The following is a 26,788-nucleotide window of genomic DNA, read 5'->3' as shown; positions in this document are numbered from 1 at the left end:
TCGCCGCCGCATCCGCCATCCGCCCCAACCTCAGCATCGGCATGAAGATTCTGGTCATCGAGGACGACCGCGAAGCCGCCGCCTACCTGGTGAAGGGGCTGGAGGAGTCGGGCTATGTCGTCGATCATGCGGCGACCGGCACGGACGGCATGTTCCTGGCCTCCTCGCAGCCCTATGACGCGCTCGTCGTCGATCGCATGCTGCCCGGCATGGACGGGCTGACCATCGTCGAGACGCTGCGTCGCCAGGGACGGACGATGCCGGTGCTGATCCTGTCGGCGATGGGCGAGGTCGACGACCGGGTGATGGGGCTGAAGGCCGGCGGCGATGACTACCTGGCCAAGCCCTATGCCTTCGCCGAGCTGCTGGCGCGGCTGGAGGCGGTGCTGCGGCGCGGCCAGTCGGGCCAGCCGACCACGCGCCTGATCGTGGGCGACCTGGAGATGGACCTGCTGTCGCGCACCGTGAAGCGCCGCGGCCAGGTGATCGACCTGCTGCCACGCGAGTTCCGCCTGCTGGAATGCCTGATGCGCCATGCCGGCCAGGTGGTGACCCGCACCATGCTGCTGGAGAAGGTCTGGGACTATCATTTCGACCCGCAGACGAACGTCATCGACGTCCATGTCAGCCGGTTGCGGCAGAAGATCGACCGGGGCTTCGACAAGCCCCTGCTGAACACGGTGCGCGGCGCCGGATACTGCCTGCGTGAGCCCGCGTAACGCGCTCCGCACCACCACCTTCCGGCTGGCGCTCGCCTACCTCGCGATTTTCGTCGCGTCGTCGGCGACCCTGCTGGGCTTCATCTATTGGGCGACGTCGGGCGCCATCGACCGCGAGAGCGAGCAGATCATCGAGGCCGAGCTGACCGGCCTGCGCGAGCAGTACCGGCAATGGGGCATCGTCGGCCTGGTGCGCGTGATCGAGGAACGGTCCAAGGGCGACCGGGCGGACGAGATGCGCTACATCGTCGTCGGCCCCCGCTTCGAGCGGGTGACCGGCAACCTGTCGGTCTGGCCGCCGGAGCTGCGCGACCGCCGCGGGCTGGTCGAGTTCCCGCTGTCCGTCCGGGTCGGCGACCGCTCCGAGAAGCGCCAGACCATGGCGATGGCATTCGACCTGCCGAACGGCTTCCGGCTGCTGGTCGGCCGCGACACCAAGGAGCGCAGCGAGTTTCGCGAGCGGGTGATCGGCGCGATCGCCTGGTCGCTGGCGCTGACGCTGGCCTTCGGGCTGATGGGCGGCTACTGGGTCAGCCGCCACCTGATGCGCCGCGTCGACGCCATCAACCGCACCAGCGGCGAGATTCGCGCGGGCGACCTGCAGCAGCGCGTGCCGGTGACCGGTAAGGGCGACGAGTTCGACCAGTTGGCCCTCAACCTCAACGCCATGCTGGACCAGATCGAGCGGCTGATGGGCGGCATGCGCCAGGTGACGAACAACATCGCCCACGACATGCGCACGCCGCTGAACCGGCTGCGCGCGCGCCTGGAAGTGACGTTGATCGAGAAGCCGGACGAGGCGCGCTACCGCGAGGCGATCCAGGAGACGATCGACGAGGCCGACCGGCTGATCGCCACCTTCAACGCCATGCTGTCGATCGCCGAGGCCGAGTCCGGCTCCAAGGCGGAATCCCTCGCACGCACCGAACTGGCGCCGCTGGTCGACCATGTGGCCGAGCTGTACGAGCCGCTCGCCGAGGAGAAGGGCCTGACCCTGACGGTCGCCCATGCCGGCGTGGCGGTCGCGCGCGCCGACCGCCACCTGATGTCCCAGGCCGTCGCCAACCTGCTCGACAACGCCATCAAGTACGCCCCCGCCCCCGGCGCCATCACGGTGCGTACCGCCGATACCCCGCTTGGGGCCGAGATCACGGTCACCGACACGGGGCCGGGCATTCCGCCCGAATCGCGCGAGGCGGTGCTGGCCCGGTTCGTCCGCCTGGAGCAGAGCCGCTCCACCCCCGGCAACGGCCTCGGGCTCAGCCTGGTCCAGGCGGTGGCCAAGATGCACGGCGCCGAGCTGACCCTGGCCGACAACGCCCCCGGCCTGGCCGTCACCCTGCGCTTCCCGCCGATCCGCGACGCGCGGCCGCCAGCGAAGTAGCCGCCCCGGCCCGATTGCCGGCACCCGCCACGGGCGCTAAACAGGCTGGCACCGGCCGTGGCCCCTTGGCGGAACTGGTAGACGCACGCGACTTAAAATCGCGAGCCCTCGGGCGTGCCGGTTCGACCCCGGCAGGGGCCACCATCCTTTCGGACCACCTGCAATCATTGGCTTTTTTGCTCTGATTGTCCCACTGGCACAGCATCACGCCGAAAGGTGGGACAATCTCGGGCGGCGGCAGATGGGTTAGGGGCGCTAGCCGGCAAGCGTCACCGCAACTCCCCGGTTCAGGGAGTTCATGGCCATCGATATCTCACTCGTTCGGCGGATGAGATCGGCGCAATCCGAACCGTCTGCCGCCTGAACGGAGACGCGCAGAACCGCTTCGGTGGCGATGATCGGGTCACCCTGCAATCTGACTTCCACGGAGATGCTGATCTCCTTGATCTTCAGACCTCGATCAGCGGCGACGTATCGCAGATCGTTGGCGAAGCAGCCGCCGATCGTAAGGCCCAGCAACTCGGCACCATTGAATCCCAGTCCGAGACCGCCGACTCTGCCCATGGCTCGATCGATTACGAGGGTATGGCTGCCCGCCCAGCCTAGAGCGGCTTCTGTGCCCTCGACATTCCTGATCTCGACCGTTGCAGTCTGCATCTTGCACTCCTCCACGCCGGACAGATTCCTCGGCATGGTCCGCCTCGCCGCCGCGGGGCTGCGCATGCTGGGGCTCCTGCCACCCTATCCTATTGATCCTGCTGCGTAGGAACACCCCGACATGCGCCACCGGCCCCTGGGATGGCAACTTCCGGCCATCGCGGCAACCTGTGCGCCGGCCGATCGCGGGACGGCAGCCGGGACCAGCGCGCGAGCTTTTCCCTCTCATTGAATATCGCCGCATAGGGTATAGGGTCGTCCCGTCCCCACCCCGCTGGTACTGGACAGGCAAAATGCAATCAGCACTGGCCGGTATCCGTGTCCTGGTGGTCGAGGACGAAGTGCTGATCGCGATGCTGATCGAAGGCATGCTGGCCGCGGCCGGCTGCGCGGCCGTCATTCCGGTCGCCGATCTCGAGGCCGCGATCATTGCAACGGACCGCGAGCAGTTCGATGTCGCCGTGCTGGACCTCAACCTGAACGGGCAGGACGGCAGCCTGGTGGCCCGCGCGCTGCGGTCGCTCGGCATTCCGTTCATCTTTGCCAGCGGCTATGGACCCGGTGGCGTCCCGGCGGAATTCCTGGACGTCCCCTTCGTGTCCAAGCCGTTCAAGGCCAGCCGCCTGATCGAGGCCATCGGCCGCGTATTGGCGGCGCGTCCATAGAGGGGCAAGGGCTGTGGGGCAGGCCGCGCCCGCACCGGCCGGCCTTACTGGCTGCGTCTACAGGTCGGCATCCGCCCGCCGAGACTGGGATCGGCCACAGCGGCATCGACGACGTACCAGACCTCGCTCTCCTGGCCCTCGGGGATGTTGGCGCCGACGCAAGGATAGCGCGGGCTCGACCAGCCGATCTTGGCATCGCCATGGGCGGCACTGTCAAAGCAACTGTCGTAGTGGGCGTAGCCCGGGTTCCAGTAGCCCCCGTTCGGGGCGACGAACAAGGTGCCGCCGATCGACAGGATCACATTCGGCTCGTGCCGGCTGTTGAAGCCGCCGGCCCGAACGCACAGCCTGTATCCCGCTTCTGCCGCGGACGAGGCGACGATGGTCGCAAGGGCGAACGCGGCCAGCGCAAGTCGGGACGGCATGTCGGGGCTCCTGCCAGATCGAACGGCTTGTCCCCCGCGCGGAGCGGCGGGACCGGCCGTCGCAATATAACCAGCCGGTCCGCCACCCGATCAAGGCATGCCGCTAGGGACAGTTGCCGTAGGCGGCGCTCATCGTCAGCGTGCGGCCAGACAGGTCCACCGGGTGCACTTTGCAGGACACCACGGTCATGCCCAGGCTGACCCGGATGGTGCAGGCGCCGCCGCTGCTGGTGCTTGAACTGGTGTGGGAGAAGCCGAAAGTCTCGTTGGACCCGCCATAGCTGCCCGTCACCGGGCCGGCGTTGAACTCGGCCAGTTCCGCCGTCGTCATTTCAAGGCTGTGCTTGGCTGCCGCGCAGACATGATTGGCGATGGTGTAGCCCAGCGTGGCGGCGGCCGCGGGGCCGGCCGCGACGACGGCCAGCATGGTGATGGCGAAGGCGCGCATGTCGACCTCCCGGGCCGCGTCCTCCAGCGAGGGGCGGCCGCCTGTGATTAGACCGCCCCCAGGCTAGCACGGGACCGGCCATCCCCCTAAGCGGCCTTGGAGACCTCGACCTCGACACCGTGCAGCGCCGTGCTGCGGCCCATGTCGGATTCCAGGCCGGGGTTCAGGACGTTGACGTTGGCGCCGCCGTCGAGCCAGCGCGACTTGTCCGACAGTGCCACGCCCGGCGGCACGATCTCGGCCACCGCCAGGCGAAGCGACAGGCTGCCGGTGGCGTTGCGCAGGGTCACCTGGTCGCCGGCGACCAACCCGCGCGCCTCGGCGTCGTCGGGATGGAGGATCACCTGGGCCGCCCCCAGCTTGCCGGCGATGCCCGCATCGTTGCCGTAGCTGGAATTCATCAGCCAGCGCGAGGCCGGCGTCAGCAGGCGCAGGCGGCCCGCCGCGGGGCGCGCGTCGGCCATGGGGCTCGGCAGGCGGCCGTGGCCGGCCAGTTCGGCGGCGGCACTGGCGATCTCGATCCGGCCGCTCGGCGTCGGGAACTGGTGGTCGGCGAAGAAGATCGCGGCTTCCGCCCCGACCGGCATGGTGCCGACCGCGGCCAGGTCCTCGAAGCTGGTCCCCGGCAGGGCCAGGGCGAGCTGGCGGTCGATGATGGCGCGGTCGCTTTCCTGCAACTCCGGCTCGTCATAGCCCATGGCCCCAGCGAGGCGCCGGAAGATCTCGGAATTTGGCAGGCTCTCGCCCATCGGCTCGGCCGCCTTCACCTGGGCGCCCAGCGAGATGTGGAAGTAGGACCCGGCCAGGTCGTCGAACTCCAGGAAGCTGGCCGCCGGCAGGACATAGTCCGCCAGGCGCGCCGTGTCGGTCATGAAGGGGTCGACGACGACGGTGAACAGGTCCTCGCGCGCCAGCGCGGCCAGCAGCGCCGTCTGGTTGGGGGCGGACGCCGCGACGTTCATGTTCCAGCAGAAGAAGGCGCTGGACCTGGCCGGGTCGGCCAGGTGGCCGGCCAGGCCCATATGGCCGATCGAGCGGGCGGGCCCGCGGCGCAGATGGGCGGCCGAGACCGATCCCAGCTCCATGCCGCGCGTGGCGCCCTTGCCGTTCAGGTAGTAGACGCCGGCCCCCGGCTTGCCGATGTTGCCGGTGACGGCCGGCAGCAGCGACACCGCGCGCACGATGTTGCCGCCCTGGGGCTGGCGCTGGAGCCCCTGCCCGATCCACAGCAGCGACGGCCCGGCGCCATAGAGCCTTGCTGCCTCGACGATGTCGGCCGCCGGCACGCCGGTATTGGCCTCCCCCCATTCCGGCGTGCAGGGGTCGAGCAGCGGCGACAGCTCGCCCCAGCCGAGCGCGTGGGCCTCCAGGAAGCCCGTGTCGACCCGCCCCTCGCGCCGCAGCACATGCATCAGCGCGAAGGCCAGCGCGGCATCGCTGCCGGGAAAGGGTTGCAGGTGCAGGTCGGCTGCACGCGCGGTGTCGTGGCGCACCGGGTCGACGACGATCTTCTTGCCCGGCGCCTCCGGCAGCCAGTAGCGATGGGCGTGCGGGGCCGAAGCCGACGGGTTGCAGCCCCAGACCAGGATGGCGGACGCATCCTTGGCGGTGCGCGGATCGAAGCCCTTCACCGCCGTGCCGTAGACATATTCGAGCGCGACATAGCCGGCATTGTTGCAGACCGTGTCGGGCTCGACCTCGGTCGCCCCCAACCGGTTGAAGAAGCGGTTGGGAAAGCCGGTGGCGACGATCGAGCAAGTGCCGGTGTAGTGGGCGTGGACCACCGCCTCGCCGCCCGGGCCGTCCGCGATCGCCGTCAGGCGGCCGGCGATGTCGGCCAATGCCGTTTCCCACGATACCGGCTCGAACGCGCCCGATCCCTTGGCGCCCGTCCGCCGCAGGGGGCGCAGCAGCCGCCGGTTCTCGTCCAGCCAGGCGCCGTTGTAGGCGATGGCGCACTTGCCGCAGAGACCGCCCCGGCTGACCGGATGGTCCGGGTCGCCCAGGACGCGGGCAATGCGCCCGTCGCGGCGCTGCACGACGATGCCGCACCCGTCGTAGCAGTCGCGCGGGCAGGTGGTACGGATCGAGTCCTTGGCGGCCATGGCAGTGCTCTCCGGCAGGGGGAGGAATGCTAGGATGGACCATCGTCCGAACCGGAGCCAGCCCCATGCCCAGCCCCCCGACCCCTGAATTCATCGACCTCTCCCGCCGCCTGGACGGGCTGGAGCGGCAGGTGGCGCGCTGGCGCCGGATCGCCGTGGCCGGGTTCTTGACGACGGGACTGGCCCTGGCAGCCGCGGTCACCGGCAGTGCCATCGCCCAGCGCCCGGCGCCGGGGGAGATGGAGCTGCGGCGGCTGGCGATCGTCGACGAGCGCGGCGCCACCCGCATCCTAATGACGGCCGAGGGCCAGGACGCCTTCGTCGGCATGACCGACGTCAACGGCGAAACTCGCGCCATGCTGCAGAGCCATCCGGGCGGCGCCCGCCTGGTGCTGGGCGACGGGCGCCCGCGCCTGGTGCTGTCGGCCGACCCGGGCCAGGTGGTCGCCACCATGAGCGGGCCGGACGGCGTCGCCCGCGCCGTGCTCGGCATCGGCGCCGGCGCGCGCGAAACCCTGCTGCTGGCCCGCCCCGACGGCCGGCCCAGCGTCAGCCTGCCGTAGGGGGTTGGCGCCCTAGGACCGACGCGGGAACCGCAGCGCCGGGTGAAGCGCCCAGTCGATCGCCTGCTCCAACCGGTCGTTGCCCCAGAACACCTCGCCCGCCGCCACTAGGCTGGGGGCGCCGAAGATGCCCTTGGCGACCGCTTCCTCGACCGTCGACGCCAGCCGCGCCTTGTGCGCCGGCTGGGTGGCGCGGGCGACGATCGCCTGGCCGGGCAGGTCGAGGGCGCCGAGGATCGCCAGCACCGTCTCGGGCGCGGCGATATCGCGATCCTCCATGAAGCTCGCGCGGTAGACCGCCTGCGAGAATGGCGCGATCCAGCCCTCGTCGCCGCCCAACAGGGCGACGCGGGCCGCCAGCAGGCTCGAGCGCGGATAGATCGACGGCCAGGCGAGCGGCGTGCCCTGGGCGACCGCGCAGCGCTCGGCATCGCGGCGGCGATAGGCGGACTCGGCCGGCGCCGGCTCCTGGAAGGGCGAGGCATGACCCGGCCGGCGCTGGAAGATCGGCCCCAGCAGCAGCGGTCGCCAGGTCAACCGCAGGGGTGTTCCGGCAACCAACCTTTCGATGCGGGCCGCCGCCAGATAGGCATACGGGCTGGCGAACTCGTACCAGAACTCGATCTCGTTCATGGGCGGAGGCTCCATCGGCAGGTGCAGCGTGCTATGCCATGATTCGCACTGCCGCAGGGGCCGACCGATGCGTGTGTTCCGCCTCCTCATCGTCCTATCCAGCCTGGTGTCCTTCATGACCGCGACCGGCAACGACAGCACCGCCCAGGAGGCGGAAGGCCGCGGGCCGGGGCAGCGCGCGCCGGTGGCGCGGGTGGGCGACCAGGCGATCTCGTTCGCGCCTGCGGGCGGCCCCACGGTCCGCCTGCCGGTCTTCGCCAACCGCTCCATCGACCGCGCCGGCGAGGGCGTGCACCGCGCCGTCATCGTGCTGCACGGCACCCTGCGCAATGCCGACACCTATCTGGACGGCATGGTCGACGCGGTAGCCGCCGCCGGGTTCTCGGGCGAGACGCTGGTCGTGGCACCGCAGTTCCTGGCCGATGTCGACGCCAAGGCCCACGACCTGGCGCCCGACATGCTGCGCTGGACGCTGGAGGGCTGGAAGATCGGCGCCGGCGCCGCGCAGCCACCGGGACTCGACCCGGCGGCCAGCAGTTCCTTTGCCGCGCTCGACGCCGTCATTCGCCATTTCGCCGACCGCGCGCGCTTTCCAGGCCTGCGCCAGGTCGTGATTGCCGGCCACTCCGCCGGTGCCCAGCTTCTCGCCCGCCAGGTGCCCGCCAGCCCTGCGGCCGAGTTGCTGGAGAAGGCGGGGATCGGCGCGCGATTCGTCATCGCCAACCCGTCCTCCTGGCTCTACTTCGACCGACGGCGGCCGCTGGCGGAAGGCCCGGGATTCGCCGAGCCGGATGCCACCGACTGCGCGGGCTTCAATCGCTACCGTTATGGGCTGGAGGCGCCGGTGCCCTATTTCGGCACGGCCGCGGCCGCCGACATGGTCGGCCGGTTTCTTGCCCGCGATGTCGTCCATCTGCTGGGCCGGGCCGACAACGATCCGCGCCACCGCTTCCTGGATCGGAGCTGTGCCGCCCGCCTGCAGGGCCCGCACCGCCTCGCGCGCGGCCTCGCCTACTTCAACTACCTGCGTCTTATGGCGGGAGATTCCGCACTGCATCATCGACTGGTTGTGGTCAACGGCGTGGGTCACGACAACAGGGCGATGTTCGCTTCAGCGGAGGGTCGCGTCGCGCTGTTCGGTGAACGGCGACGTTGAATCCGGCGGGAACTTCGACTCGGAATCATCGCCTTGACCGCTATCGGGCCTCTTCAATTCGTGTTATGTTTTGTGAACAGTGACTGCCGAAAGACGTATCTGGCCCGCAATGAATTCGCATAGCTGCACACCCGCTGGGCAGTCGATGCGTGGATGCGCGACCGGCACTGCCCTGTTTTTGACGATACCGAACTTGGACCAGAGCAGATGAGCAACAAACCCTACGGCCGTGGCGAACGTACGCGTCGTGGCTTCTCCGACGACAACTACTACCCGGCACCGCGCTCGCCTTACCCGGCGTCGTCGTCGTCGGCACCGCGGTTCCCCGCATCGTCGTCGGCACCGATGGGTGGTCCGACGGTCACGGTGGACGCCTCCGTGAAGTGGTTCAACCCGACCAAGGGTTTCGGCTTCGTCACCCCGGTCGACGGTTCGGGCGATGCCTTCCTGCATGTGTCGGTCGTCGAAGGCGCCGGCCTGACCGAGATCGCGGAAGGCACCACCATCCGCTGCGAGATCGGCACCGGCCAGAAGGGGCGCCAGGTGGCGCGCATCCTGTCGGTCGACCAGTCGACGGCTGCCGCCTCGCCGCGCCCGCGCGCGCCGATGGCCCCCGGCGCCGGCGCCGGCGGTTTCGCCGCCCGCCCGCCCCGTCCCGATCGCGACGCCCCGATGGGCGACCCGACCGAGATGGAAGGCACCGTGAAGTGGTACTCCGTCGAGAAGGGCTTCGGCTTCGTGGCCGCGCCCGATGGCGGCAAGGACATCTTCATCCACTCCAACACGCTGAAGCGCTCGCAGATCGCCACGCTGGAGCCGGAACAGGCTGTCCGCATGACGGTCGTCCCGACCCAGAAGGGCCGCGAGGCCACCTCGGTCGAAATCGTCTGATCCGTATCGGCGCCCCGCAAGGGGACGCCGAAGCGATCCGACCCCGGGCCCGTCCCGGAGGAACTGCGCCGCCGCTGCCCTGCAGCGGCGGCTTTTTATTGCCGCCATTCCTGGCCGCCTGCCCTAGAACCATCCGCCATGACAGACCTGCCGATCCATTCCGTCCTGCCGGCCATCCGGGAGGCGCTGGCGCGGGGACGGTCCGTGGTGCTGCGGGCGCCGCCCGGCGCCGGCAAGACGACGGCCGTGCCGCCCGCCCTGCTGGACGCCCCCTGGCGCGACGGCGGCACCATCCTGATGCTGGAGCCGCGGCGCCTGGCCGCCCGGTCGGCAGCGCGGCGCATGGCGGCCGTGCTCGGCGAGGAGGCGGGCGCCACCATCGGCTATCGCGTGCGCCTCGAATCGCGCGTCGGCCCCGCCACTCGCATCGAGGTGGTGACCGAGGGCATCTTTCTGCGCCGCATCCAGGGCGATCCCGGCCTGGACGGCGTGGCGGCCGTGATCTTCGACGAATTCCACGAGCGCAGCGTCGATGCCGACTTGGCGCTGGCCCTGACGCTGGAAACGCGCGGCGCCCTGCGCCCAGACCTGCGCCTGGTCGTGATGTCGGCCACCCTGGACGGCGCCCCGCTGGCCCGCCTGCTGGGCGATGCCGAGACGATAGAGGCCGAGGGACGGATGTTCCCGGTCGAGATCCGCCATGCCGACCGGGCGCGCGACGATGCCGTGGAAATCCGCGCAGCCGACACCGCCCGCCGCGCCCTGGCCGAGGGGCCGGGCGACGTGCTGGTGTTCCTGCCCGGGATGGCCGAGATCCGCCGCGCCGAGCGCCACCTGGCCGAGCGGCTGGAGGGTGACGCGGTCGACATCGAGCCGCTGCACGGCGACCTCGCCAGCGGCGACCAGGACCGGGCCATCGCCCCTTCCCGCCCCGGCCGGCGCAAGATCGTGCTGGCGACCGCGATCGCCGAGACCAGCCTGACGATCGAGGGCGTGCGCACGGTCGTCGATGCCGGGCTGCGCCGCGCGCCGCGCTTCGACCCGCGCACCGGCATGACCCGGCTGGTGACCGTGCCGGTATCGGCCGCCGGCGCCGAGCAGCGCCGCGGCCGCGCTGGTCGCCTGGCGCCCGGCATCTGCCATCGGCTGTGGACCGAGGCCGAGCAGCGCGGCCTGCCGGCCTTCGACCTGCCCGAGATCCGCAGCGCGGACCTGGCGCCGCTCGCGCTCGAACTGGCGCTGTGGGGCGTGGCGGACCCGGCCAGCCTGTCCTGGCTCGACCCGCCGCCGGCCGCCGCCTTGGACCAGGCGCGCGGACTATTGCAACGGCTGGGGGCAGTCGACGCCGCCGGCCGGCCGACCGCAATCGGCCGGCGGATGGGGCGGATCGGCGTGCATCCCCGGCTGGCGCGCATGATCGTCGGCGCCGAGACGCCGGCCGATGGTTGGACCGCCTGCCGCATCGCCGCATTGCTGTCGGAGCGCGACCCGCTGGCCGGGCGCGGGCGGACGGCCGATGCCGACCTGCGGACCCGGCTGGCGGGCGGCGAGCGCGGCGCCTTCTCGCGCATTCATGCCGTCGCCCGCGACCTGGCCCGCGCGGCCGGCATCCGTGCCGGGCTGGAGGGCGGCCACGAGAGCCCCGGCGCCCTGCTGGCGCTCGCCTATCCCGACCGGGTGGGGCGCCGGGTCGATCCGCGCGGCCTCTATCGCCTGTCGGGCGGCGGGTCGGCGGCCCTGGCCGAGGGGGACCCGCTGGTGATCGAGGAGTGGCTGGCGGTGGCATCGCTGGACGGCGACCGGCAGCAGGCGCGCATCTTCCTGGCCGCCCCGCTGACCCGCGGCGAGATCGACGCGTTGTTTGCCGACCGGATCGAGACCGCGGCGCGCATCGCCTGGGACCCGCGCAGCCGCAGCGTCCAGGCCCGGCGCGAGCGCCGGCTGGACCGGCTGGTGCTGGACGAAGGCCCCCTGCCCGACCCCGACCCGGCCGCGATCGCGGCGGCCATGCTGACGGGCGTGCGCGAACTGGGCCTCGGCATCCTGGGCTGGACGAGCGAGGCGCGCGAGTTCCAGGCGCGCGTCGCCCTGCTGCGCCGGATCGAGGGGGCGGACGCCTGGCCCGACCTGTCCGACGCGGCGTTGCTGCAGAGCCTGGAGGACTGGCTAGGCCCCCATGTCGGCCGCGCCACCCAGCCGGCCCAACTGGCCCGGCTCGATCCGGGAAGGATATTGCTCGACCGGCTCGACTGGGATGCACGGCGCCGTCTCGACGCAGCCGCACCCACGCACCTGACCGTGCCGACGGGATCGCGCATCGCGCTCGCCTATGGCCAGGGCGAGCAGCCGGTGCTGGCGGTGCGGTTGCAGGAGATGTTCGGTGAGCGCAGCACGCCCACCATCTGCAACGGGCGGGTGCCGGTGCTGATCCACCTGCTGTCGCCGGCCGGCCGGCCGGTGCAGGTGACGCAGGACCTGGCCGGGTTCTGGGACCGCGGCTATCGCGACGTGCGCTCGGACCTGCGCGGGCGCTATCCGCGCCACTACTGGCCGGACGACCCGCGCCAGGCCGAGCCGACCCGGCGCGTGCGTCCGCGCGGCACCTGATGTTAGGATAGGCCTGCCGGGGCGGGCGCCAACGTACAGGAAGACCGATGATTCCGGTGCCGATCCGCGCGTCCCTGGCCCCGATGCTGCTGGCCGTGCTCGTTGCCATGCCCGCCGCGGCACAGGAGCCGCCGCCCCCGCCGGTGGACACCACGCTCGGCCAGCAGGCGGCGCGCACCGCCACCTATCAGGCGATGTCGTCCTTCAACGATTTCATCTATGGCGTCGCTTTCGGCGGCGGCATCGCCGCGGGCGGGCTGCTGGCGGCGGCATCGCTCGTGACCGAGCCGATCATCCATTTCCTGCACGAAACCGCGTGGGGAGAGGTGGCGCCGCCGGCGGACGCCGACGCGGCGATGCGCCGCGTGCCGGTCCGGGCCGCGACCTACAGCCTGGCCAATGCCGGCCGCGTCTTTGCGTCGAGCTGGCTCATCACCGGCAACCCGGTGGTGGCGCTGGGCATGGTCGCCTTCAATGCCGTCGGCGATTCGATCGTCTATGCCGCCAACGACGCGGCCTGGCTGCATTTCGGACAGTCGCAAGCCCCGGCGGTCGGTTCCGCCGGGGCTCCCTAGGACTGCCGCTCAGCCGAAGATAAAGTCGTTCGGCTGCAACATCGCCTTGCTGACACCGTCGAGGATCAGGCGGTTGCCGCCGCCGAGGTCGATCACCGCGTCGCCGTTCTGGTCGACCGTGGCGGCGACCAGCGTGGCGAAGTTGGTGATGGGCGACCCGTTGACGTTCATCGGCAGGCGGATGGTGTCGCCGCCATTCACGTCGAAGTCGCCGATCAGGTCGACGCCGGAGCCGGCCGCGATCTGGAATCGGTCGGCACCGAAGCCGCCCCACATCGTGTCGTTGCCGAAATCGCCGTTGAGGACGTCATCGCCGACACCGCCATAGAGCTGGTCCTGGTCCGGGCCGCCATGGATGGTGTCGTCGCCTTCCTCGCCGAAGACGAGGTCGTCGCCGCGGTTGCCGTTCAGGTGCAGGTCCGACCCGCTGCCGCCATAGACCGTGTCACTGTCCTGGCCACCGCGCACGATGTCCCGGCCGCCGTCGCCATAGAGCAGGTCGCGGCCGGTGTTGCCGTTCATGTCGTCGTCGCCGCCCCAGCCTTCCAGCGTGTCGTTGCCGCCAAAGCCGAGCAGCAGGTCGCCGCCATCCCAGCCCTGGAGATTGTTGGGGCCGTCGTCGCCCACCTCGGTCACGCCCGAGTAGGGGTTGAAATCGGCGTAGTGGTAGTCGTAGCCGTAGTCGGCATAGACGAAGGTCAGGCTGCCATACAGGTCGTAGCCATAGCCGCCATAGACCCAGTCATACTCGTAGCCGCCATACCAATAGTCGGCATAGAATTCCACGCCGTAATCGTAATACCCGTAGTCGTAGGGGTCGTAGTAGTAATACGGGTCGTAGGTATAGTCGTAATACCCATAGTACGAGTCGTCGTAATAACCGTAGTCGCCATACCAGTCGTCATAGTAGGCGTAATCATAGTACGGGTCATCATAATACCCGTCATCGTAGTATCCGCCGTCGTCGTAATAGTATCCGTCATCGTAGTAGCCACCGTCATAGTAGCCACCATCGTAATAGCCGTCGTCGTAGTATCCCGAGTCGTAATACCCACCATCGTCGTAGTAGCCACCGTCGTCATAGTAGCCGCCATCGTCGTAGTAGTAGTCGTCGGAATAGTAGTAGTCGTCGTAGGCCATCGCGAACCTCGGGAAGCGCCCTCGGGCGACGGAGGGCTTCATGGGGGAAACGATTCGTCGCCTGTTTCATTCCTCGTAGCCGGCGGGATTTTCCGGCGGTGCCTCACGCCGTCGTGAACGGGTTGGCTTCATCACCGGCCGACAGATGCTCCGCCAATCTCTGAACGCGGGCCGAAGGCCGCCGGTTGCGTGGCCGGCAGAGCAGGAGCCGACGGGCGGCCCAGCCATCCTCCAGCGCCAGCATCCGCACGGGCAGCCGGCCGCGGCAGCGCCGGGCAGCGGCCGCCGGCAGAATCGCCGAGCCGGCGCCGTCCGCCACCATGCGGCAGAGCGCGGCGAAATCGCCGACCCGGCCGCGAATGCGCAAGTGATTGCCATCCGCGGCCGCGTGCCGCTCGATATAGCGCTGCAGCGGGTTGTCTGCCACCAGGCCAACCATGTCGGCCGCGCCGCAGGCCGCCAGCGCCAGCCGCCGCCGTCCGGCAAGCGGATGCCCGCGCGGCACCAGCAGCACCAGCGGATCCGGCCGCAGCGGCACCGCATCGATCGCCAGCGGATCCACGGGGCCGATGGCGATGCCGAGGTCGCAGAGGCCCGCCGTCACGGCGTCGAGGATACGCTCGCTGCCATGCTCCTCCACGTCCACGGCAATCGCGGGGTGCCGTTGCAGGAAGCGCGGCAGCTGGTCCGGCACGAGATCGGCCATGGCGGCACTGTTGACCCAGAGCCGGACCCGGCCGGCCAGGCTGTTCCCCGCCAGCCCCAGCTCGTCCTGCATCCGCTGCCAGCGGTCGAGGATGGCGCGGGCATGGTCGAGCAGCAGGCGGCCGCGCTCTGTCGGTCGCGCGCCGCCCGCCCGGCGGTCCAGCAGCGCCGTCCCCGCCTGCGCCTCCATGTCGCGGATGCGCAGGCTGGCGGACGGCAGCGACAGCCCGACGCGGGCCGCGCCCGCTCCCATGCCGCCCGCATCGGCGATGGCGACGAACAGGCGAAGGTCGGTGATATCGAAGCGCATGGCCCGGCCCCGGTCGTAGGGGTTTGCGACGGACAAACCCTTCCATCGGGAATCCCAGATTGCGCGCCGGCCGGCGATGGGACAAGCCAGGGCGATGATGCCGTCGCCCGACCTGATCGTCTTCTCCGCCCTGGTGTTCGTGCTGGCCGGCCTCGTCAAGGGCGTGCTGGGCTTCGGCCTGCCGACCGTGGTGGTGGCACTGCTGGCGCTGGCCCTTCCACCCACCCAGGCCCTGGCTCTGCTGGTGGTGCCCTCGTTCGCGACCAACCTGGCACAGGGCGCGGTCGGCGGGCATTTCGTCGCCCTGTGCCGTCGGCTGTGGCCCATGGGCCTGGGCATCGTGCTCGGCACGCTGGTGGGCGGGCGGCTGACCGCAGCCCTCTTCGGGCCGGAGGCCGCCACCGCGACGCGGACGGGCCTTGGCATCGCGCTGGTGGTCTATGGGATGTCGGGCCTGCTCGGCCGGCCGCCGACATTGCCGGGCCGGCTGGAGCGCCTGCTGGCGGGCCCGGCCGGCCTGGTGTCCGGCGTCATGACGGCGGCCTGCGGCGTCTTCGTCTTCCCGCTGGCGCCCTTCCTGCAATCGCTCGGCCTGTCGCGTGCGGCCCTGTCGCAGGCGCTGGGCATCGCCTTCACCTTGGCGACGGTGGCGCTGGCCGGCAACCTGCTGGATGGCGACCGGCTGTCCGGCCGCGACCTGCTATGGTCGGTCGCCGGCCTGGTGCCGGCGCTGGCGGGGATGGCACTCGGCATGCGGCTGCGCGATCGCATGCAGCCCGCCATCTTCAGCGCGGTCTTCCTGCTGGGGCTGGCGGGGCTGGGCCTGCACCTGGCGCTGGCCTAGCCCCGCCCGCCGTTCAGACAGGATGCTCGAAGAGGGCGGGCTGGCGCGGGTTGGCCGGGCGGCCGGAATCGAGTTCGGCTGCCATGTGGGCCAGGATTTCCGCATTGCGGCGAAGCTGGGCCGCATGCTGGTCATCGGTCCGCGCCATTCCTTCGAACTCGCGGGACATGTAGTCGAGCATTCCGGCATAGGTGGAATAGAAGGGGGACATCTTGGACCCGGGGCGTTTAGGGGGACGTGCCCATGGAGAACGGGGCGGCTCACGATTTGTTCCGCAGTGCGGCATGGCCATCCGAAGTTGCCGGCGGCCGCCAAAACCGCTATGCAGCGGCGGGCTTTCTGCAACGCCCTCCTGAAATGCGACGATGAACGAGCCGATTCACCCCGGACTGCTGCCGGCCGGCCTGGCCGACCTGCTTCCCCATGAAGCCGCCTTCGAGGCGGCCGTCGTCGCACAGCTCATGGCCCGGCTAGCGCAGTCGGGCTACGACCGCGTGAAGCCGCCGCTGTTCGAGTTCGAGGACAGCCTGCTGGCCGGCGCCGGTGCGGCCCTGGCGTCCGACACCTTCCGGCTGATGGACCCGATCTCGCAGCGCATGATCGGCCTGCGCGCTGACATGACGCCGCAGGTGGCCCGCATCGCCGCCACCCGGCTGGTGCGCCAGCCGCGGCCGCTGCGCCTCAGCTATGCCGGCCAGGTGCTGCGCGTGCGCGGCAGCCAGCTTCGGCCCGAGCGCCAGTTGGGCCAGGTCGGCGCCGAGCTGATCGGCGTGGCCTCGGCCGCCGCCGACGCCGAGGTGATCGCGCTGGCCGCCGAGGCGGTCGAGGGGCTGGGCATCGACGGGCTGTCGATCGACCTGACCACGCCCACCCTGGTGCCGGCGGTCTGCCGCGAGCTGGGGCTGGACGGGGTGGCGGAAGCGCGCGTGCGGGCCGCCATCGACCGCAAGGACGCGGCCGCCCTGGAGCGCGCCGGCGGCGCCGGTCGCCACATCCTGGGCGGGCTTCTGGCGGCATCCGGCCCGGCCGACCGCGCGCTGGAGACGCTGGCGGCCATGACCCTGCCGGCGATCGCCGCGCGCGAGGTGGCGACCCTGGCCGAGGTCGTGGCCCTGGTCCGCGCCACCCTGCCCGCCGTGACGCTGACGGTCGACCCGGTCGAGAACCGCGGCTTCGAGTACCATACCGGCATCAGCTTCACGCTCTTCGCCCGGGGCATCCGCGGCGAGCTGGGGCGTGGCGGGCGCTACGAAATCGGCTTCGGCCGCGACGAGACGGCGACCGGCTTCACGCTCTACACCGACGCCCTGCAGTTGGCCGCCCCCCGGCCGGCGCCGGACCGGCGGGTGTTCCTGCCGGCCGGCACGCAGCCGGCCGCCGCGCGTGCGCTGCGGGCGGCGGGCTGGGTCACGCTGCAGGCGCTCGACGATGCCGAACCGCAGGCCGAGGCCCATCGGCTGGGCTGCACCCACCGGCTGTCGCCCGCGGGCGAGCCGGTCGAGATCTGAACCGGACCCCGGTCCGCCGTCGGCCCCCCTCGGTCCGATCCGGACCGGACCGCAAACGAGGAATGGAAGAATGGCGAACGTAGCCGTGGTCGGGGCCCAGTGGGGCGACGAAGGCAAGGGCAAGATCGTCGACTGGCTGTCCGAGCGGGCCGACGTGGTCGTCCGCTTCCAGGGTGGCCACAATGCCGGCCATACCCTGGTCATCGGCAATGTCGAGTATCGCCTGAGCCTGCTGCCATCCGGCGTCGTCCGCCCCGGCAAGCTGTCGATCATCGGCAACGGCGTCGTCATCGACCCCTGGGCCTTCTTCCGCGAGATCGAGACGCTGGCCAGCAAGGGCGTGACGATCACGCCCGACACGCTCCAGGTGGCCGACAACGCAGTGCTGATCCTGCCGCTGCATGGCGAGTTGGACCGCGCGCGCGAGGAAGCCCGCGGGGCCGCCCGCCTGGGCACGACCGGGCGCGGCATCGGCCCGGCCTATGAGGACAAGGTCGGCCGCCGCGCCTTGCGCGTCTGCGACCTGGCCGAGCCCGACACGCTGGCCCGCAAGGTGGACGAGCTGCTGCGCCACCACAATGTGCTGCGCCGCGGCTTCGGCATGGACGAGGTCGAGGCGGAATCGATCCTGGCCGACCTGGGCCGGGTGTCCGAGCGGCTGCTGGGCTTTGCCAAGCCGATCTGGCAGACGCTCGACGAGGCCCGTCGCGGCGGCAAGCGCATCCTCTTCGAGGGCGCCCAGGCGGCAATGCTCGACGTCGACCACGGCACCTATCCCTATGTCACCTCGTCCAACACGGTGGCGGGCCAGGCGGCGACCGGCTGCGGCCTGGGTCCGGCGGCGGTCGGCACGGTGCTGGGCATCACCAAGGCCTACACGACGCGCGTCGGCTCCGGCCCCTTCCCGACCGAGCTGACCGATGCCACCGGCGAGCGTCTGGGCGAGCGCGGCCGCGAGTTCGGCACCGTCACCGGGCGCAAGCGCCGCTGCGGCTGGTTCGACGCGGTCATGGTGCGCCAAGCGATCAAGGTCGCCGGCATCACCGGCATCTGCCTGACCAAGCTCGACGTGCTGGACGGCTTCACCGAGCTGAAGGTGTGCATCGGCTATCGCCTGGATGGCGAGACGATCGACCATTTCCCGGCCGGCATGGCCGCCCAGGCTCGCTGTGAGCCGATCTACGAGACGCTGGAAGGCTGGCAGCAGAGCACGCGCGGCGCCCGCTCCTGGGCCGAGCTGCCGGCAACGGCGGTGAAGTATGTCCGCCACATCGAGGAACTGGTGGGGGCGCCGGTACAGCTCCTCTCCACCAGCCCGGAGCGTGAGGACACGATCCTGATGCGCGATCCGTTCACCGACTGAATGGCCGCCGACGGAACGAAGATGTTGCGGCCGGGATCACCCGGTCGCGACATACTCCCGTAGCGAGCGCGCCTCGGTCTCGACCTCGGCCAGGCGGTGCTTGACGATGTCGCCGATGGAAACGAGTCCGGCCAGCGTGCCGTCGCGCATCACCGGAAGGTGGCGGAAGCGGCCGCGCGTCATCAGGCCCATGACATGGCCGATGCCGTCCTCCGGCTGGCAGCAGATGACGTCGCGCGTCGCCAGCGAAGCGACCGAGGCATCGAGGCAGGCCGCGCCCTCGCGCGCCAGGGCGCGCATCACGTCGCGCTCGGAGAGGATGCCGACCACCACGCCGATCTCGTCGCGGACCAGGACGGCGCCGATGCCGTGGGTCATCATCAGGCGCACCGCACCGGCGATGCGCTCGCCCGGCAGAACCGACACCACGTCGCTGCCCTTGACGTTGAGAATGGCCTGAACGGTCATCGTTCCCTCCCATGGCTGGCGGCGGCCGCCGCTGCCGCATGGCAGCAGGCCGCCGTGGCCGGCGAACCGCCCGGCTGCGACCTGGGGAACGAAACGGCATACCCCCTGTCGAGCAGGACGCGCCTTGCCATCATGCTAACGCGAGTTCTTCCCGCTTGGAAAGACGCGCCTGGGATGGAATGCCGTGGCGGCGGGAAGAGTTGCCCCGATCCGGGGTCTCTTCCACACCGCTACGGTGAGGTCTCGGTCAGCGCATCTGCACCAGATTGGCGCCGCCGCCGCCGGTGAGGCCCTGCTGCAGGGCCGCCGACTTGATCGACTTCTGCAGCTTCTCGAAGGCACGGACCTCGATCTGCCGCACGCGCTCGCGGCTGATGCGATACTGCTGGCTCAAGTCTTCCAGGGTCGTCGGCTCGTCCTTCAGCCGGCGCTCCTCGAGGATGTGGCGCTCGCGTTCGTTGAGCGACTTCATCGCGTCACCCAGCAGCTTGCGCCGCTTGCCCATCTCCTCGCTCTCGGCCAGCGTCGTCTCCTGGCTGTCCGAATCATCCACCAGCCAATCCTGCCACTCGCCGTCACCGTCCGTGCGCAGGGGCGCGTTCAGCGAATGGTCCGGCGCGCCCAGGCGCCGGTTCATGCTGATCACGTCGGCCTCGGGCACGCCCAGTTCCTTGGCGATCTTGGCGACCTGCTCGGGCGTCAGGTCGCCCTCGTCGATCGCCTGCATCTGGCCCTTCAGCTTGCGCAGGTTGAAGAAGAGCTTTTTCTGGGCGGCCGTCGTCCCCATCTTCACCAGGGACCAGGAATGCAGGATGTATTCCTGGATCGCGGCGCGGATCCACCACATGGCGTAGGTCGCCAGGCGGAATCCCCGCTCCGGGTCGAAGCGCTTCACGGCCTGCATCATGCCGACATTGCCCTCGGAGATCAGCTCCGAGAGCGGCAGGCCATAGCCGCGGTAGCCCATCGCGATCTTTGCGACGAGGCGCAGATGGCTCGTCACCAGCCGGTGGGCGGCTTCGGTATCCTCGTGCTCGCGCCAGCGCTTGGCGAGCATGTACTCCTCATCCTGGACCAGCATGGGGAATCGCCGGATCTCCTGGAGATAGCGGCTGAGATTCCCGTCGCTTCCGACGCTGGGCAGTGCAAGGGCGGTCGCCATGATTTCTCTCCTTCCAACCGGCCCCCCAACCGGTCATTGGCACTCTCTCTTTCAGAGTGCCAAACTATCCGATCGGGCCTAAGCCGGTCAATACCTGACCAGATTAGTCAACCAAGCTCAACTTAAATTAATTCTAATCTGGCCAACAAGGTTCCTATATCCTGCGGCAAGGCGCTCTCGAACTCCAACCACATCCCCGTGATTGGGTGTGAGAACCCGAGTAGGGCGGCATGGAGCGCCTGGCGGGCAAAACCGTCCAGGGCCGCCTGCGCCACCCGGTCGTTGGTCGCCTGTCGGCCGCTGCGGGTTCTGCCGTACACTTGGTCGCCGACCAGCGGATGGCCGCGCGACGACAGGTGGACGCGGATCTGGTGGGTGCGCCCGGTCGCCAGGCGGCATTCCAGCAGGGTTGCCCGGCTGCCGACGCGGCGGATCGTGCGATAGCGGGTCAAGGCGGCGCGTCCGCCGCGCTGGACGATCGCCATGCGCTGGCGGTCGACGGGGTGGCGGCCGATCGGCCCCTCGATCGAATCGGCCGCCGGGCTGGGCTGGCCCCACACGACCGCGAAATAGGCGCGCGCCGCACTGTGGTCGGCGAACTGTCGCTGCAGGCCGGCCAGGGCCGCCTCGCTCTTGGCGGCCACCAACAGGCCGCTGGTGTCCTTGTCGATGCGGTGAACGATGCCCGGCCGCCGCTCGCCCCCGATACCCTTCAGCGAGGGGCCGCAATGGGCCAGCAGCGCGTTGACGAGCGTGCCGTCCGGGTTGCCCGGGGCGGGATGGACGACCATGCCGGCTGGCTTGTCCACGACGATCACCTCCTCGTCCTCATACACGACCGAGAGCGCGATATCCTGCGCCTCCGGTTGCGCTGCCACAGGCTCGGGAACGAGGATGGCGAAAGTTTGGCCGGCTTTGACGCGAAAGGCGGGGTCCGATAGTGTCGCGCCGTCGACCGAGACCGCGCCGCCCTCGATCAAGCTCTTGATGCGGCTGCGCGAAGTTCCGTCGAACCGGGCCGCGAGGAAGCGGTCCGCCCGCTCGCCCGCATCCTCGGCCGCCGCCATGAAAATCCGCATCCCTTCCGATTCGTCCTCGTCCGCCATGCCCGCCGCCGTTGCCGCCCGTGCCTTCCGCCGCATCGTCGCACGGATGCCGGCCGAAAGGGGCGTGGCATGACCGCCCTGAAGGCGCTCGTGGTCGGCATGGGGCTGGCCATCCTCGGCATGATCGTGCTGATCGGCTTCACCGCCGCCAAGCGCTTCGGCGGCGGCAACGACAGCGGGCCCGCGCGCGAGTACCGGCTGGGCCTGCCGGCGGGTGCCGCCATCCTGTCGGCGGTGCCGGGCGACGGTCAGCTTGCGCTGACGCTGCGCCTGGCCGACGGCGCGACGCGGGTCACCGTGATCGACCTGGCGACCGGCCGCGCCATCGCCAACGTCACGCCCTGATCGCCCCAGGCGCGCCGATCCCCTCCCCTCCTGCGAACCGGCTCCACCGATCATGAATTTCGCCTCCGACAATACCGCCGGTGCCCATCCGGCCGTGCTCCAGGCCCTGGCGGAGGCCTCTACCGGCCGCGCCATGCCCTACGGCAACGACCCGTGGACCGACCGGGTTGCCGCGCGCCTGGCCGAGATCTTCGAAACCCCGGTCGAAATCTTCCCCGTCGCCACCGGCACGGCCTGCAACGCCCTGGCGCTCAGCGCGCTGACGCCGCCGTGGGGCGCGGTCTATTGCCACGAGCAGGCGCATGTCGAAGTCGACGAGTGCGGCGCGCCCGAGATGTTCACCGGCGGCGCCAAGCTGGTGACGCTGCCTGGTCAGGACGGGCGGATCGCGCCCGAGACCCTGGCCGAAGCGCTGGACCGCGGCGGCTTCGGCAGCGTGCACAGCGTGCAGCCGTCTGCCCTGTCGCTGACCCAGTCGACAGAATGCGGCACCGTTTACCGGCCGGACCATCTCCGCGCCCTCTGCGACCTGGCCCATGCCAAGGGCCTGGGCGTCCACATGGACGGCGCGCGCTTCGCCAACGCGGTGGCGGCACTGGGCGCCGCACCGGCCGACATCACCTGGCGGGCCGGCGTCGACGTGCTGAGCCTGGGCGCCACCAAGAACGGCGCCATGGCGGCCGAGGCGGTGGTGTTCTTCGACCGCGGCCGCGCCGACCGCTTCGCCTTCCGCCGCAAGCGCGCGGGCCACCTCTTCTCCAAGATGCGCTTCCTGTCGGCGCAGTTGGAGGCCTACCTGGCGGATGGCCTGTGGCTGGCCAACGCCGCCCACGCCAACGCCATGGCCACGCGCCTGGCCGCCGGCCTGCAAGGGCTGCCCGGCGTGACCCTGCGCCACCCCGTGGAGGCCAACACCCTCTTCGCGGCCCTGCCCGGCCCCGCCATCGACGCCATGGCCGCGGCGGGCTTCCGCTTCTACCGCTGGCCCGACGCCGGCCCCGACACCATCCGCCTCGTCACCGCCTTCGACACCGAGGCGGCCGACGTCGACGCTTTCCTGGCGAAGCTGCAATCAATCCTCTTGATCCCGGCGGCCGCAACGGGTACTTGAAGCGCCGCCCGGCCACGACGTCCCCTTCGTCTAGAGGCCTAGGACACCGCCCTCTCACGGCGGTAACAGGGGTTCGAATCCCCTAGGGGACGCCAATCCTCCTTGGTTCAATGAAATCAAGGAGTTGACGTCAGCACCGGGCATTTCAAACATCGATGAGTCCGCAGGCGGCACGGTTGATCGTAAGGTCGATCGCCGCCCCTTCGTCGTTGCCGTCGCCGATGAACCAGGCGGCCGACAGGCCTGTCCAGGCGACGATCCATTGCAGCATGCGGCCGGGCTCGACCGGGGCGGTCGCGGCCACGATCGCCAGGCGGGCCTCCAGCCGGCCCGGCAGGGTCGCGACGGGCCAGGCCGGGTCGTCGAGGTCCGGGTTGGTGAAGATGTTCGCATAGTCGAAGCATCGCTCGCCCAGCAGGCCGTGCGGGTCGATCGCCAGCCAGCCGCGGGCGCCGAAGTCCAGCACGTTCCCGTGGTGGAGGTCGCCATGCAGAGGGCCGATGGACCGAGGCTCGGCCAGCAGCCGGCTTGCCGCCGCGGCTGCCCGGGCCAGGGAGGAATCTCGGCCCGCCATGTCGAACAGCGGCTGGAACCATGCCGGCAACGGATGCAGTTCCGGCACGGATCCGGGCCGCGCCTGGTGCAGGCGACCCGCCGTCCGGCACAGGATGCGCGTGGCTTCGTCGTCCTGGCCGGCGCGCGCCATGGCGGCGAGGTCGCGCCGGCCCGTAGCACGCTCCAGGAGCAGCACGCCCGGCGCGGACGCCAACACGGCGGCCGCACCCTGCCCGGCCCACCATTGCATCAGCCCATAGCCGCGCCGCTCGTCCGCCGTGCGCGCGACCTTGAGGACGGCCGGCGCGCCCTCGCCGCAAACCGGCAGGATCCAGCTTGACGGGGTTTCCAGCAGCGCGCCGTCCGGCGCCAGGCCCCACCGCCGCAGGGCGGCCGCGACGGCTGGCGGAAGGCGATCCCCCGTCAGCGCATCGGCGGGGCGTATTGCAGCCCGCCCTGGCTCCACAGCAGGTTCAGCCCCCGGCGGATGCCGAGCGGGGCGATGTTGCGCTCCCAGACCTCGCGGTAGTTGCCCACCTGCAGCACCAGGCGCGCGGCCCAGTCGGCATCGAGGCCCAGCATCCGGCCGGACGAGCCGACCCGGCCGAGCAGCCGCCGTACCTCCAGGCTGGCCAGCGCCAGCTCGGGCTCGCTACGGCTGCGCAGATCGCGCACCGCACCACTGTCCATGTTCAGCTCTTCGGCGGCGACCATGGCCAGGTGCGTCCAGCGCACGATGTTGAAGAAGCGCCAGTCCCCCCGGCGCACGACGAGGCTGAGCGGCTCCTTGGAGATGATCTCGCCCAGCAGCACGAACTGGTCGGCGCGGCTGCCCTGCGCCTTGCGGATGCCGGCCAGCACGCTCTGGTCGCTGGTCAGCGCGTCGCAGAACCCGGCCAGGAAGGCCGCCTGCGCCGTGGCCAGGTCGGGGATCTGCACCAGCGTCAGGCGCAGCCGCATCGCGCGGGCATGGTCGGCCACGTTCTGCTCGGTCGTGGTGGAGGTCTCGACGCAGACCTTGAGGCCGTCCATCTGCTGGATGCGGCGGATGCCGCGATCGGCGCGGAGCATGAAGCTCTGGCCGTCATAGTAGGTGACGGCGGCGAACTCCACATGGCCGCCGACCTCGCGCTCCAGGGTCCAGGTGGTGTTGCGCGAGAGGACGTCGATCCCGCCCTGCTCCAGCACGGCCAGCCGCTCTGCAGTCGAGACCGGCACGAGCTTCACCTTGTTCGCGTCCCCCAGCACCACCGAGGCGATGGCGCGGCAATAGTCGACCTCAAATCCCGCCCACGTGTCGCGACTGGTCTGAACGGCAAAGCCCGGGCTGTTCGCGGATATGCCACATACGAGATGCCCCCTGGCGCGGATCGCGGCCACCGTGTCCTCCGGCGCCTGCGCCACGGCGGGCATGCCGGTGCCAATGGCAATCAGCGCGCCCAGAACGGCGCCAAGCAGGGGGATTCGCATTGGCAATGTCCTCGTCCTCAGGCTACGCGGCGGCAACGAACTCGGGTCGTGATCAACTGCCGGTCCGGGGCGCCGGCATCTGTTCCAGCTTCCGGTTGAGGCCGTCGATGGCGCGCATGATGCGGGCGGCGTCGAGGCTGAGCGGGGCGTCGGCCGGCGTCAGCACGAACTTGACCTTGGGCAGCGGGAAGATGTCGACCGCCACCTTGTCGACCGAATAGCCGCCGATGTCGGCCGCCTCGACGACCGAACGCACGATCATGCGCTGGATCGCCGCCAGCGGCCCGGGGTGGCGCCGGGAATGGCGCAGGAGCTGGCGCTCGACGTACTCCCGGTCGGCCTCGGTCAACTCGCGCGCCTGGCCGAACGTCATCTGCAGGCTGGGGATCACGCCGACATAGCTCTCGATTTCCTTGAGCTTGTAGCCGGCCATCTCCATCAGCGCGCCGAAGTCGTCGCGGGCGCGGGCATGGGTGGATTCCACCTCCGGCGTCCGCCTGGCGAACTGGGAATGGCCCTGACCGAGCCGGAACATGCCCAGGAAATCCGACCAGAGGCGCTCGCTCCACTCGCCGAGCGAATCGGCGCTCGGCAGGTCCTGCAGTTGCACGATCTGGACGCCGTCGGCCGGCTTGGCCGCCGCGGCCGCCTGGGCGGCGACCGGCGCAGGCTGGGCAACCGCCAGCCAGACGAGGGAAAGCCCCAGCAGCAGTGGTCGCATGGCACGTCTCCGGCATCGTCCCCGGGGAATCATTGCGGCCGCATCAGGGTCATCTGTTCGGCCACCCGCCGCTGCGCCAGGCGGTCGGCCGGCGGCAGAGGCACGAGGCCGGAACTGGTGAGATAGCCGCCCGGCCCGATGGCAGCCTCCCTCGTCGCCTCCACCAGCATTTCGGCGATGCCGCGCACGACACCCACGCCGCTCTGGTTCCGGGCATGCTGGCGCTTGGCGTAGAGGTAGACGACGCGCGTCTGGTCGTACTCCAGCGAGGCCACCGTCGATGCCGTCGCATCGACCCCATCGAGCGAGAGCGCGATCAGGTTGCCGCCGCTGTTCGCCACCTCGACCATCGGCATCACCCCGATGGTCCCGGCGGGCGCCGCGAAGACCGCCGCCGGCACATCCAGGCTGGGCAGCACCGTTACCGCGCCATCCTCGCGAAGCGTGATGCACTTGCCGCGCCGATAGGACGCCTCGAACACAAGGCGGATGCCGCGGACTTTGCGGCAGCCCGCCTCGAGCACGAGGTCGTCGAAGAGCTGGCGGCCATCGGTCCCCTGTGCCGGCACGATGACCCGGATCGGCGTGCTGGGAAGATAGGGGGCGATCTGGGACCAGGTGGCCACCTTGTTGGGCATGAAGGCCTCGCCCGCCACCCGCTCGGCCGCCAGTGCCTCATAGACCTGGCGCGAGGTCAGCGCCGGCGCCGGATCGCCGCGGTTCACGGCCAGGACGACGGCGCCCAGCCCGATCTGCACTTCGACGATGTCGCGCACGCCGTTGCTGCTGCAGGCTTCCTGCGCGCCCGCGGACAGCCGGCGGGACAGGATCATGATGTCGGGCGTCTCCGGCCCGATGCTGGCGCAGAACAGATCGGCTGCCGCTGCCGCGTCAACGCTGCGCAGTTCGGGTCGCGCCACGGTCGGATAGCGTTCGGAAAAGGCGCCGACCAGTTGCCCTGCGACGCTGGCCGTCGTCTGCGACCCCACCACCAGCAGATGATCGCGCAACGTCAGCATGTCCTGCGCCTGGCCGCTGCCGACGGGCGCCAGGGTCGCCACCAGCACACCGGACAACAGGGCGAAGATCGCTCGGATCACGGCAGATACTCCCCGACGAATGGCCGGGCCATCATAGCCGCAAGTCGGACGG

28 protein-coding genes and 2 tRNA genes are annotated in these 26,788 nt (G+C 70.4%); 15 read left to right on the top strand and 15 right to left on the bottom strand.

Features of this window, described 5'->3' with window-relative positions; genetic code table 11:
- The first annotated feature begins 41 nt into the window (after window positions 1–41).
- The 3 genes from STVA_RS08275 (at window position 42) to STVA_RS08265 (ending at window position 2,247) form a co-directional block, all read left to right on the top strand.
- The gene (locus STVA_RS08275; RefSeq protein ID WP_123689844.1) at window positions 42–719 is read left to right on the top strand and encodes a response regulator transcription factor; all 678 of its coding nucleotides are present in this window, start codon (window positions 42–44) and stop codon (window positions 717–719) included.
- Entirely contained in the window at window positions 706–2,103 is a 1,398-nt protein-coding gene (locus STVA_RS08270) for an ATP-binding protein (protein ID WP_123689100.1), read from the top strand. Before STVA_RS08275 ends, STVA_RS08270 begins: the two co-directional genes overlap by 14 nt.
- Window positions 2,104–2,162: 59 nt before the next feature.
- Window positions 2,163–2,247: transfer RNA gene (locus STVA_RS08265), tRNA-Leu, on the top strand.
- A 111-nt stretch (window positions 2,248–2,358) separates the two neighbouring features.
- Here the strand turns inward: STVA_RS08265 and STVA_RS08260 are convergent.
- The gene (locus STVA_RS08260; RefSeq protein ID WP_197735823.1) at window positions 2,359–2,826 is read right to left on the bottom strand and encodes an OsmC family protein; all 468 of its coding nucleotides are present in this window, start codon (window positions 2,824–2,826) and stop codon (window positions 2,359–2,361) included.
- A 275-nt stretch (window positions 2,827–3,101) separates the two neighbouring features.
- Here STVA_RS08260 and STVA_RS08255 point away from each other — a divergent pair, with 275 nt between their 5' ends.
- Window positions 3,102–3,425 carry a response regulator gene (locus tag STVA_RS08255; protein ID WP_170216397.1) on the top strand — a complete coding sequence of 108 codons (324 nt, stop codon included), beginning with the start codon at window positions 3,102–3,104 and terminating at the stop codon, window positions 3,423–3,425.
- A 44-nt stretch (window positions 3,426–3,469) separates the two neighbouring features.
- On the opposite strand, the gene STVA_RS08250 is transcribed toward STVA_RS08255, so the two are convergent.
- The 3 genes from STVA_RS08250 to STVA_RS08240 form a co-directional block, all read right to left on the bottom strand.
- The gene (locus STVA_RS08250) at window positions 3,470–3,850 is read right to left on the bottom strand and encodes a hypothetical protein (protein WP_123689102.1); all 381 of its coding nucleotides are present in this window, start codon (window positions 3,848–3,850) and stop codon (window positions 3,470–3,472) included.
- Between the two features lie 103 nt (window positions 3,851–3,953).
- Window positions 3,954–4,298, bottom strand: coding sequence for a hypothetical protein (locus STVA_RS08245; protein ID WP_123689103.1), 345 nt, complete (start codon window positions 4,296–4,298; stop codon window positions 3,954–3,956).
- Window positions 4,299–4,384: 86 nt separating this feature from the next.
- Window positions 4,385–6,403, bottom strand: a complete 2,019-nt coding sequence (locus tag STVA_RS08240; RefSeq protein ID WP_123689104.1) for a molybdopterin-containing oxidoreductase family protein — start codon at window positions 6,401–6,403, stop codon at window positions 4,385–4,387.
- 65 nt (window positions 6,404–6,468) lie between these two features.
- Between STVA_RS08240 and STVA_RS08235 the strand changes: the two genes are divergently transcribed.
- Window positions 6,469–6,966, top strand: coding sequence for a hypothetical protein (locus tag STVA_RS08235; protein ID WP_123689105.1), 498 nt, complete (start codon window positions 6,469–6,471; stop codon window positions 6,964–6,966).
- 12 nt (window positions 6,967–6,978) lie between these two features.
- On the opposite strand, the gene STVA_RS08230 is transcribed toward STVA_RS08235, so the two are convergent.
- Window positions 6,979–7,599 (bottom strand): 2-hydroxychromene-2-carboxylate isomerase, encoded by a 621-nt coding sequence (locus STVA_RS08230; RefSeq protein WP_123689106.1) that lies wholly within the window; start codon window positions 7,597–7,599, stop codon window positions 6,979–6,981.
- 67 nt (window positions 7,600–7,666) lie between these two features.
- On the opposite strand from STVA_RS08230, the gene STVA_RS08225 reads away from it, so the two are divergent.
- The 4 genes from STVA_RS08225 (at window position 7,667) to STVA_RS08210 (ending at window position 12,828) form a co-directional block, all read left to right on the top strand.
- Window positions 7,667–8,755 (top strand): alpha/beta hydrolase, encoded by a 1,089-nt coding sequence (locus tag STVA_RS08225; protein WP_123689107.1) that lies wholly within the window; start codon window positions 7,667–7,669, stop codon window positions 8,753–8,755.
- 207 nt (window positions 8,756–8,962) lie between these two features.
- A complete protein-coding gene (locus tag STVA_RS28335) occupies window positions 8,963–9,646 on the top strand; it encodes a cold shock domain-containing protein (protein WP_123689108.1) in 684 nt (227 codons plus the stop codon).
- Window positions 9,647–9,784: 138 nt separating this feature from the next.
- The gene (gene hrpB / locus STVA_RS08215; protein WP_123689109.1) at window positions 9,785–12,253 is read left to right on the top strand and encodes an ATP-dependent helicase HrpB; all 2,469 of its coding nucleotides are present in this window, start codon (window positions 9,785–9,787) and stop codon (window positions 12,251–12,253) included.
- A 47-nt stretch (window positions 12,254–12,300) separates the two neighbouring features.
- A complete protein-coding gene (locus STVA_RS08210; RefSeq protein WP_123689110.1) occupies window positions 12,301–12,828 on the top strand; it encodes a DUF2061 domain-containing protein in 528 nt (175 codons plus the stop codon).
- A 9-nt stretch (window positions 12,829–12,837) separates the two neighbouring features.
- On the opposite strand, the gene STVA_RS08205 is transcribed toward STVA_RS08210, so the two are convergent.
- Window positions 12,838–13,968: a calcium-binding protein gene (locus STVA_RS08205; RefSeq protein WP_170216398.1), complete on the bottom strand. Its 1,131-nt coding sequence runs from the start codon at window positions 13,966–13,968 to the stop codon at window positions 12,838–12,840.
- 103 nt (window positions 13,969–14,071) lie between these two features.
- On the bottom strand, window positions 14,072–14,983 hold the full coding sequence (locus STVA_RS08200) for a LysR substrate-binding domain-containing protein (protein WP_123689112.1): 912 nt from the start codon (window positions 14,981–14,983) through the stop codon (window positions 14,072–14,074).
- 94 nt (window positions 14,984–15,077) lie between these two features.
- On the opposite strand from STVA_RS08200, the gene STVA_RS08195 reads away from it, so the two are divergent.
- On the top strand, window positions 15,078–15,827 hold the full coding sequence (locus STVA_RS08195) for a sulfite exporter TauE/SafE family protein (RefSeq protein ID WP_197735822.1): 750 nt from the start codon (window positions 15,078–15,080) through the stop codon (window positions 15,825–15,827).
- A gap of 13 nt (window positions 15,828–15,840) precedes the next feature.
- On the opposite strand, the gene STVA_RS08190 is transcribed toward STVA_RS08195, so the two are convergent.
- Entirely contained in the window at window positions 15,841–16,038 is a 198-nt protein-coding gene (locus STVA_RS08190) for a hypothetical protein (RefSeq protein WP_123689113.1), read from the bottom strand.
- A 154-nt stretch (window positions 16,039–16,192) separates the two neighbouring features.
- Here STVA_RS08190 and STVA_RS08185 point away from each other — a divergent pair, with 154 nt between their 5' ends.
- The gene (locus tag STVA_RS08185) at window positions 16,193–17,335 is read left to right on the top strand and encodes an ATP phosphoribosyltransferase regulatory subunit (RefSeq protein ID WP_142235702.1); all 1,143 of its coding nucleotides are present in this window, start codon (window positions 16,193–16,195) and stop codon (window positions 17,333–17,335) included.
- Window positions 17,336–17,405: 70 nt separating this feature from the next.
- Complete coding sequence (locus STVA_RS08180) at window positions 17,406–18,698, top strand: adenylosuccinate synthase (protein ID WP_123689115.1); 1,293 nt, start codon at window positions 17,406–17,408, stop codon at window positions 18,696–18,698.
- A 36-nt stretch (window positions 18,699–18,734) separates the two neighbouring features.
- Here the strand turns inward: STVA_RS08180 and STVA_RS08175 are convergent, their stop codons facing one another.
- The 3 genes from STVA_RS08175 to STVA_RS08165 form a co-directional block, all read right to left on the bottom strand.
- Window positions 18,735–19,166 (bottom strand): CBS domain-containing protein, encoded by a 432-nt coding sequence (locus tag STVA_RS08175; RefSeq protein ID WP_123689116.1) that lies wholly within the window; start codon window positions 19,164–19,166, stop codon window positions 18,735–18,737.
- 247 nt (window positions 19,167–19,413) lie between these two features.
- Window positions 19,414–20,328 (bottom strand): RNA polymerase sigma factor RpoH, encoded by a 915-nt coding sequence (gene rpoH, locus STVA_RS08170; RefSeq protein ID WP_123689117.1) that lies wholly within the window; start codon window positions 20,326–20,328, stop codon window positions 19,414–19,416.
- Window positions 20,329–20,450: 122 nt separating this feature from the next.
- Window positions 20,451–21,407: an RluA family pseudouridine synthase gene (locus tag STVA_RS08165; protein WP_245978268.1), complete on the bottom strand. Its 957-nt coding sequence runs from the start codon at window positions 21,405–21,407 to the stop codon at window positions 20,451–20,453.
- Between the two features lie 96 nt (window positions 21,408–21,503).
- On the opposite strand from STVA_RS08165, the gene STVA_RS08160 reads away from it, so the two are divergent.
- The 3 genes from STVA_RS08160 (at window position 21,504) to STVA_RS08150 (ending at window position 22,985) form a co-directional block, all read left to right on the top strand.
- Entirely contained in the window at window positions 21,504–21,779 is a 276-nt protein-coding gene (locus STVA_RS08160) for a hypothetical protein (RefSeq protein WP_123689118.1), read from the top strand.
- Between the two features lie 52 nt (window positions 21,780–21,831).
- The gene (locus STVA_RS08155; RefSeq protein WP_123689119.1) at window positions 21,832–22,890 is read left to right on the top strand and encodes a threonine aldolase family protein; all 1,059 of its coding nucleotides are present in this window, start codon (window positions 21,832–21,834) and stop codon (window positions 22,888–22,890) included.
- A gap of 19 nt (window positions 22,891–22,909) precedes the next feature.
- Window positions 22,910–22,985, top strand: a tRNA-Glu gene (locus STVA_RS08150).
- Window positions 22,986–23,035: 50 nt separating this feature from the next.
- On the opposite strand, the gene STVA_RS08145 is transcribed toward STVA_RS08150, so the two are convergent.
- The 4 genes from STVA_RS08145 to STVA_RS08130 are packed head-to-tail and all read right to left on the bottom strand — an operon-like array spanning window position 23,036 to window position 26,736.
- Window positions 23,036–23,911, bottom strand: a complete 876-nt coding sequence (locus STVA_RS08145; protein WP_245978270.1) for an aminoglycoside phosphotransferase family protein — start codon at window positions 23,909–23,911, stop codon at window positions 23,036–23,038.
- Complete coding sequence (locus tag STVA_RS08140) at window positions 23,869–24,915, bottom strand: amino acid ABC transporter substrate-binding protein (protein WP_123689120.1); 1,047 nt, start codon at window positions 24,913–24,915, stop codon at window positions 23,869–23,871. Before STVA_RS08140 ends, STVA_RS08145 begins: the two co-directional genes overlap by 43 nt.
- Window positions 24,916–24,967: 52 nt before the next feature.
- Window positions 24,968–25,636: a hypothetical protein gene (locus STVA_RS08135; RefSeq protein WP_123689121.1), complete on the bottom strand. Its 669-nt coding sequence runs from the start codon at window positions 25,634–25,636 to the stop codon at window positions 24,968–24,970.
- Between the two features lie 29 nt (window positions 25,637–25,665).
- On the bottom strand, window positions 25,666–26,736 hold the full coding sequence (locus STVA_RS08130; RefSeq protein WP_123689122.1) for a PstS family phosphate ABC transporter substrate-binding protein: 1,071 nt from the start codon (window positions 26,734–26,736) through the stop codon (window positions 25,666–25,668).
- Window positions 26,737–26,788 lie beyond the last annotated feature (52 nt).

This window comes from Stella humosa, assembly GCF_006738645.1.
Lineage (GTDB): Bacteria > Pseudomonadota > Alphaproteobacteria > ATCC43930 > Allostellaceae > Allostella > Allostella humosa.
This window is presented reverse-complemented; position numbering and strand designations above follow the sequence as displayed.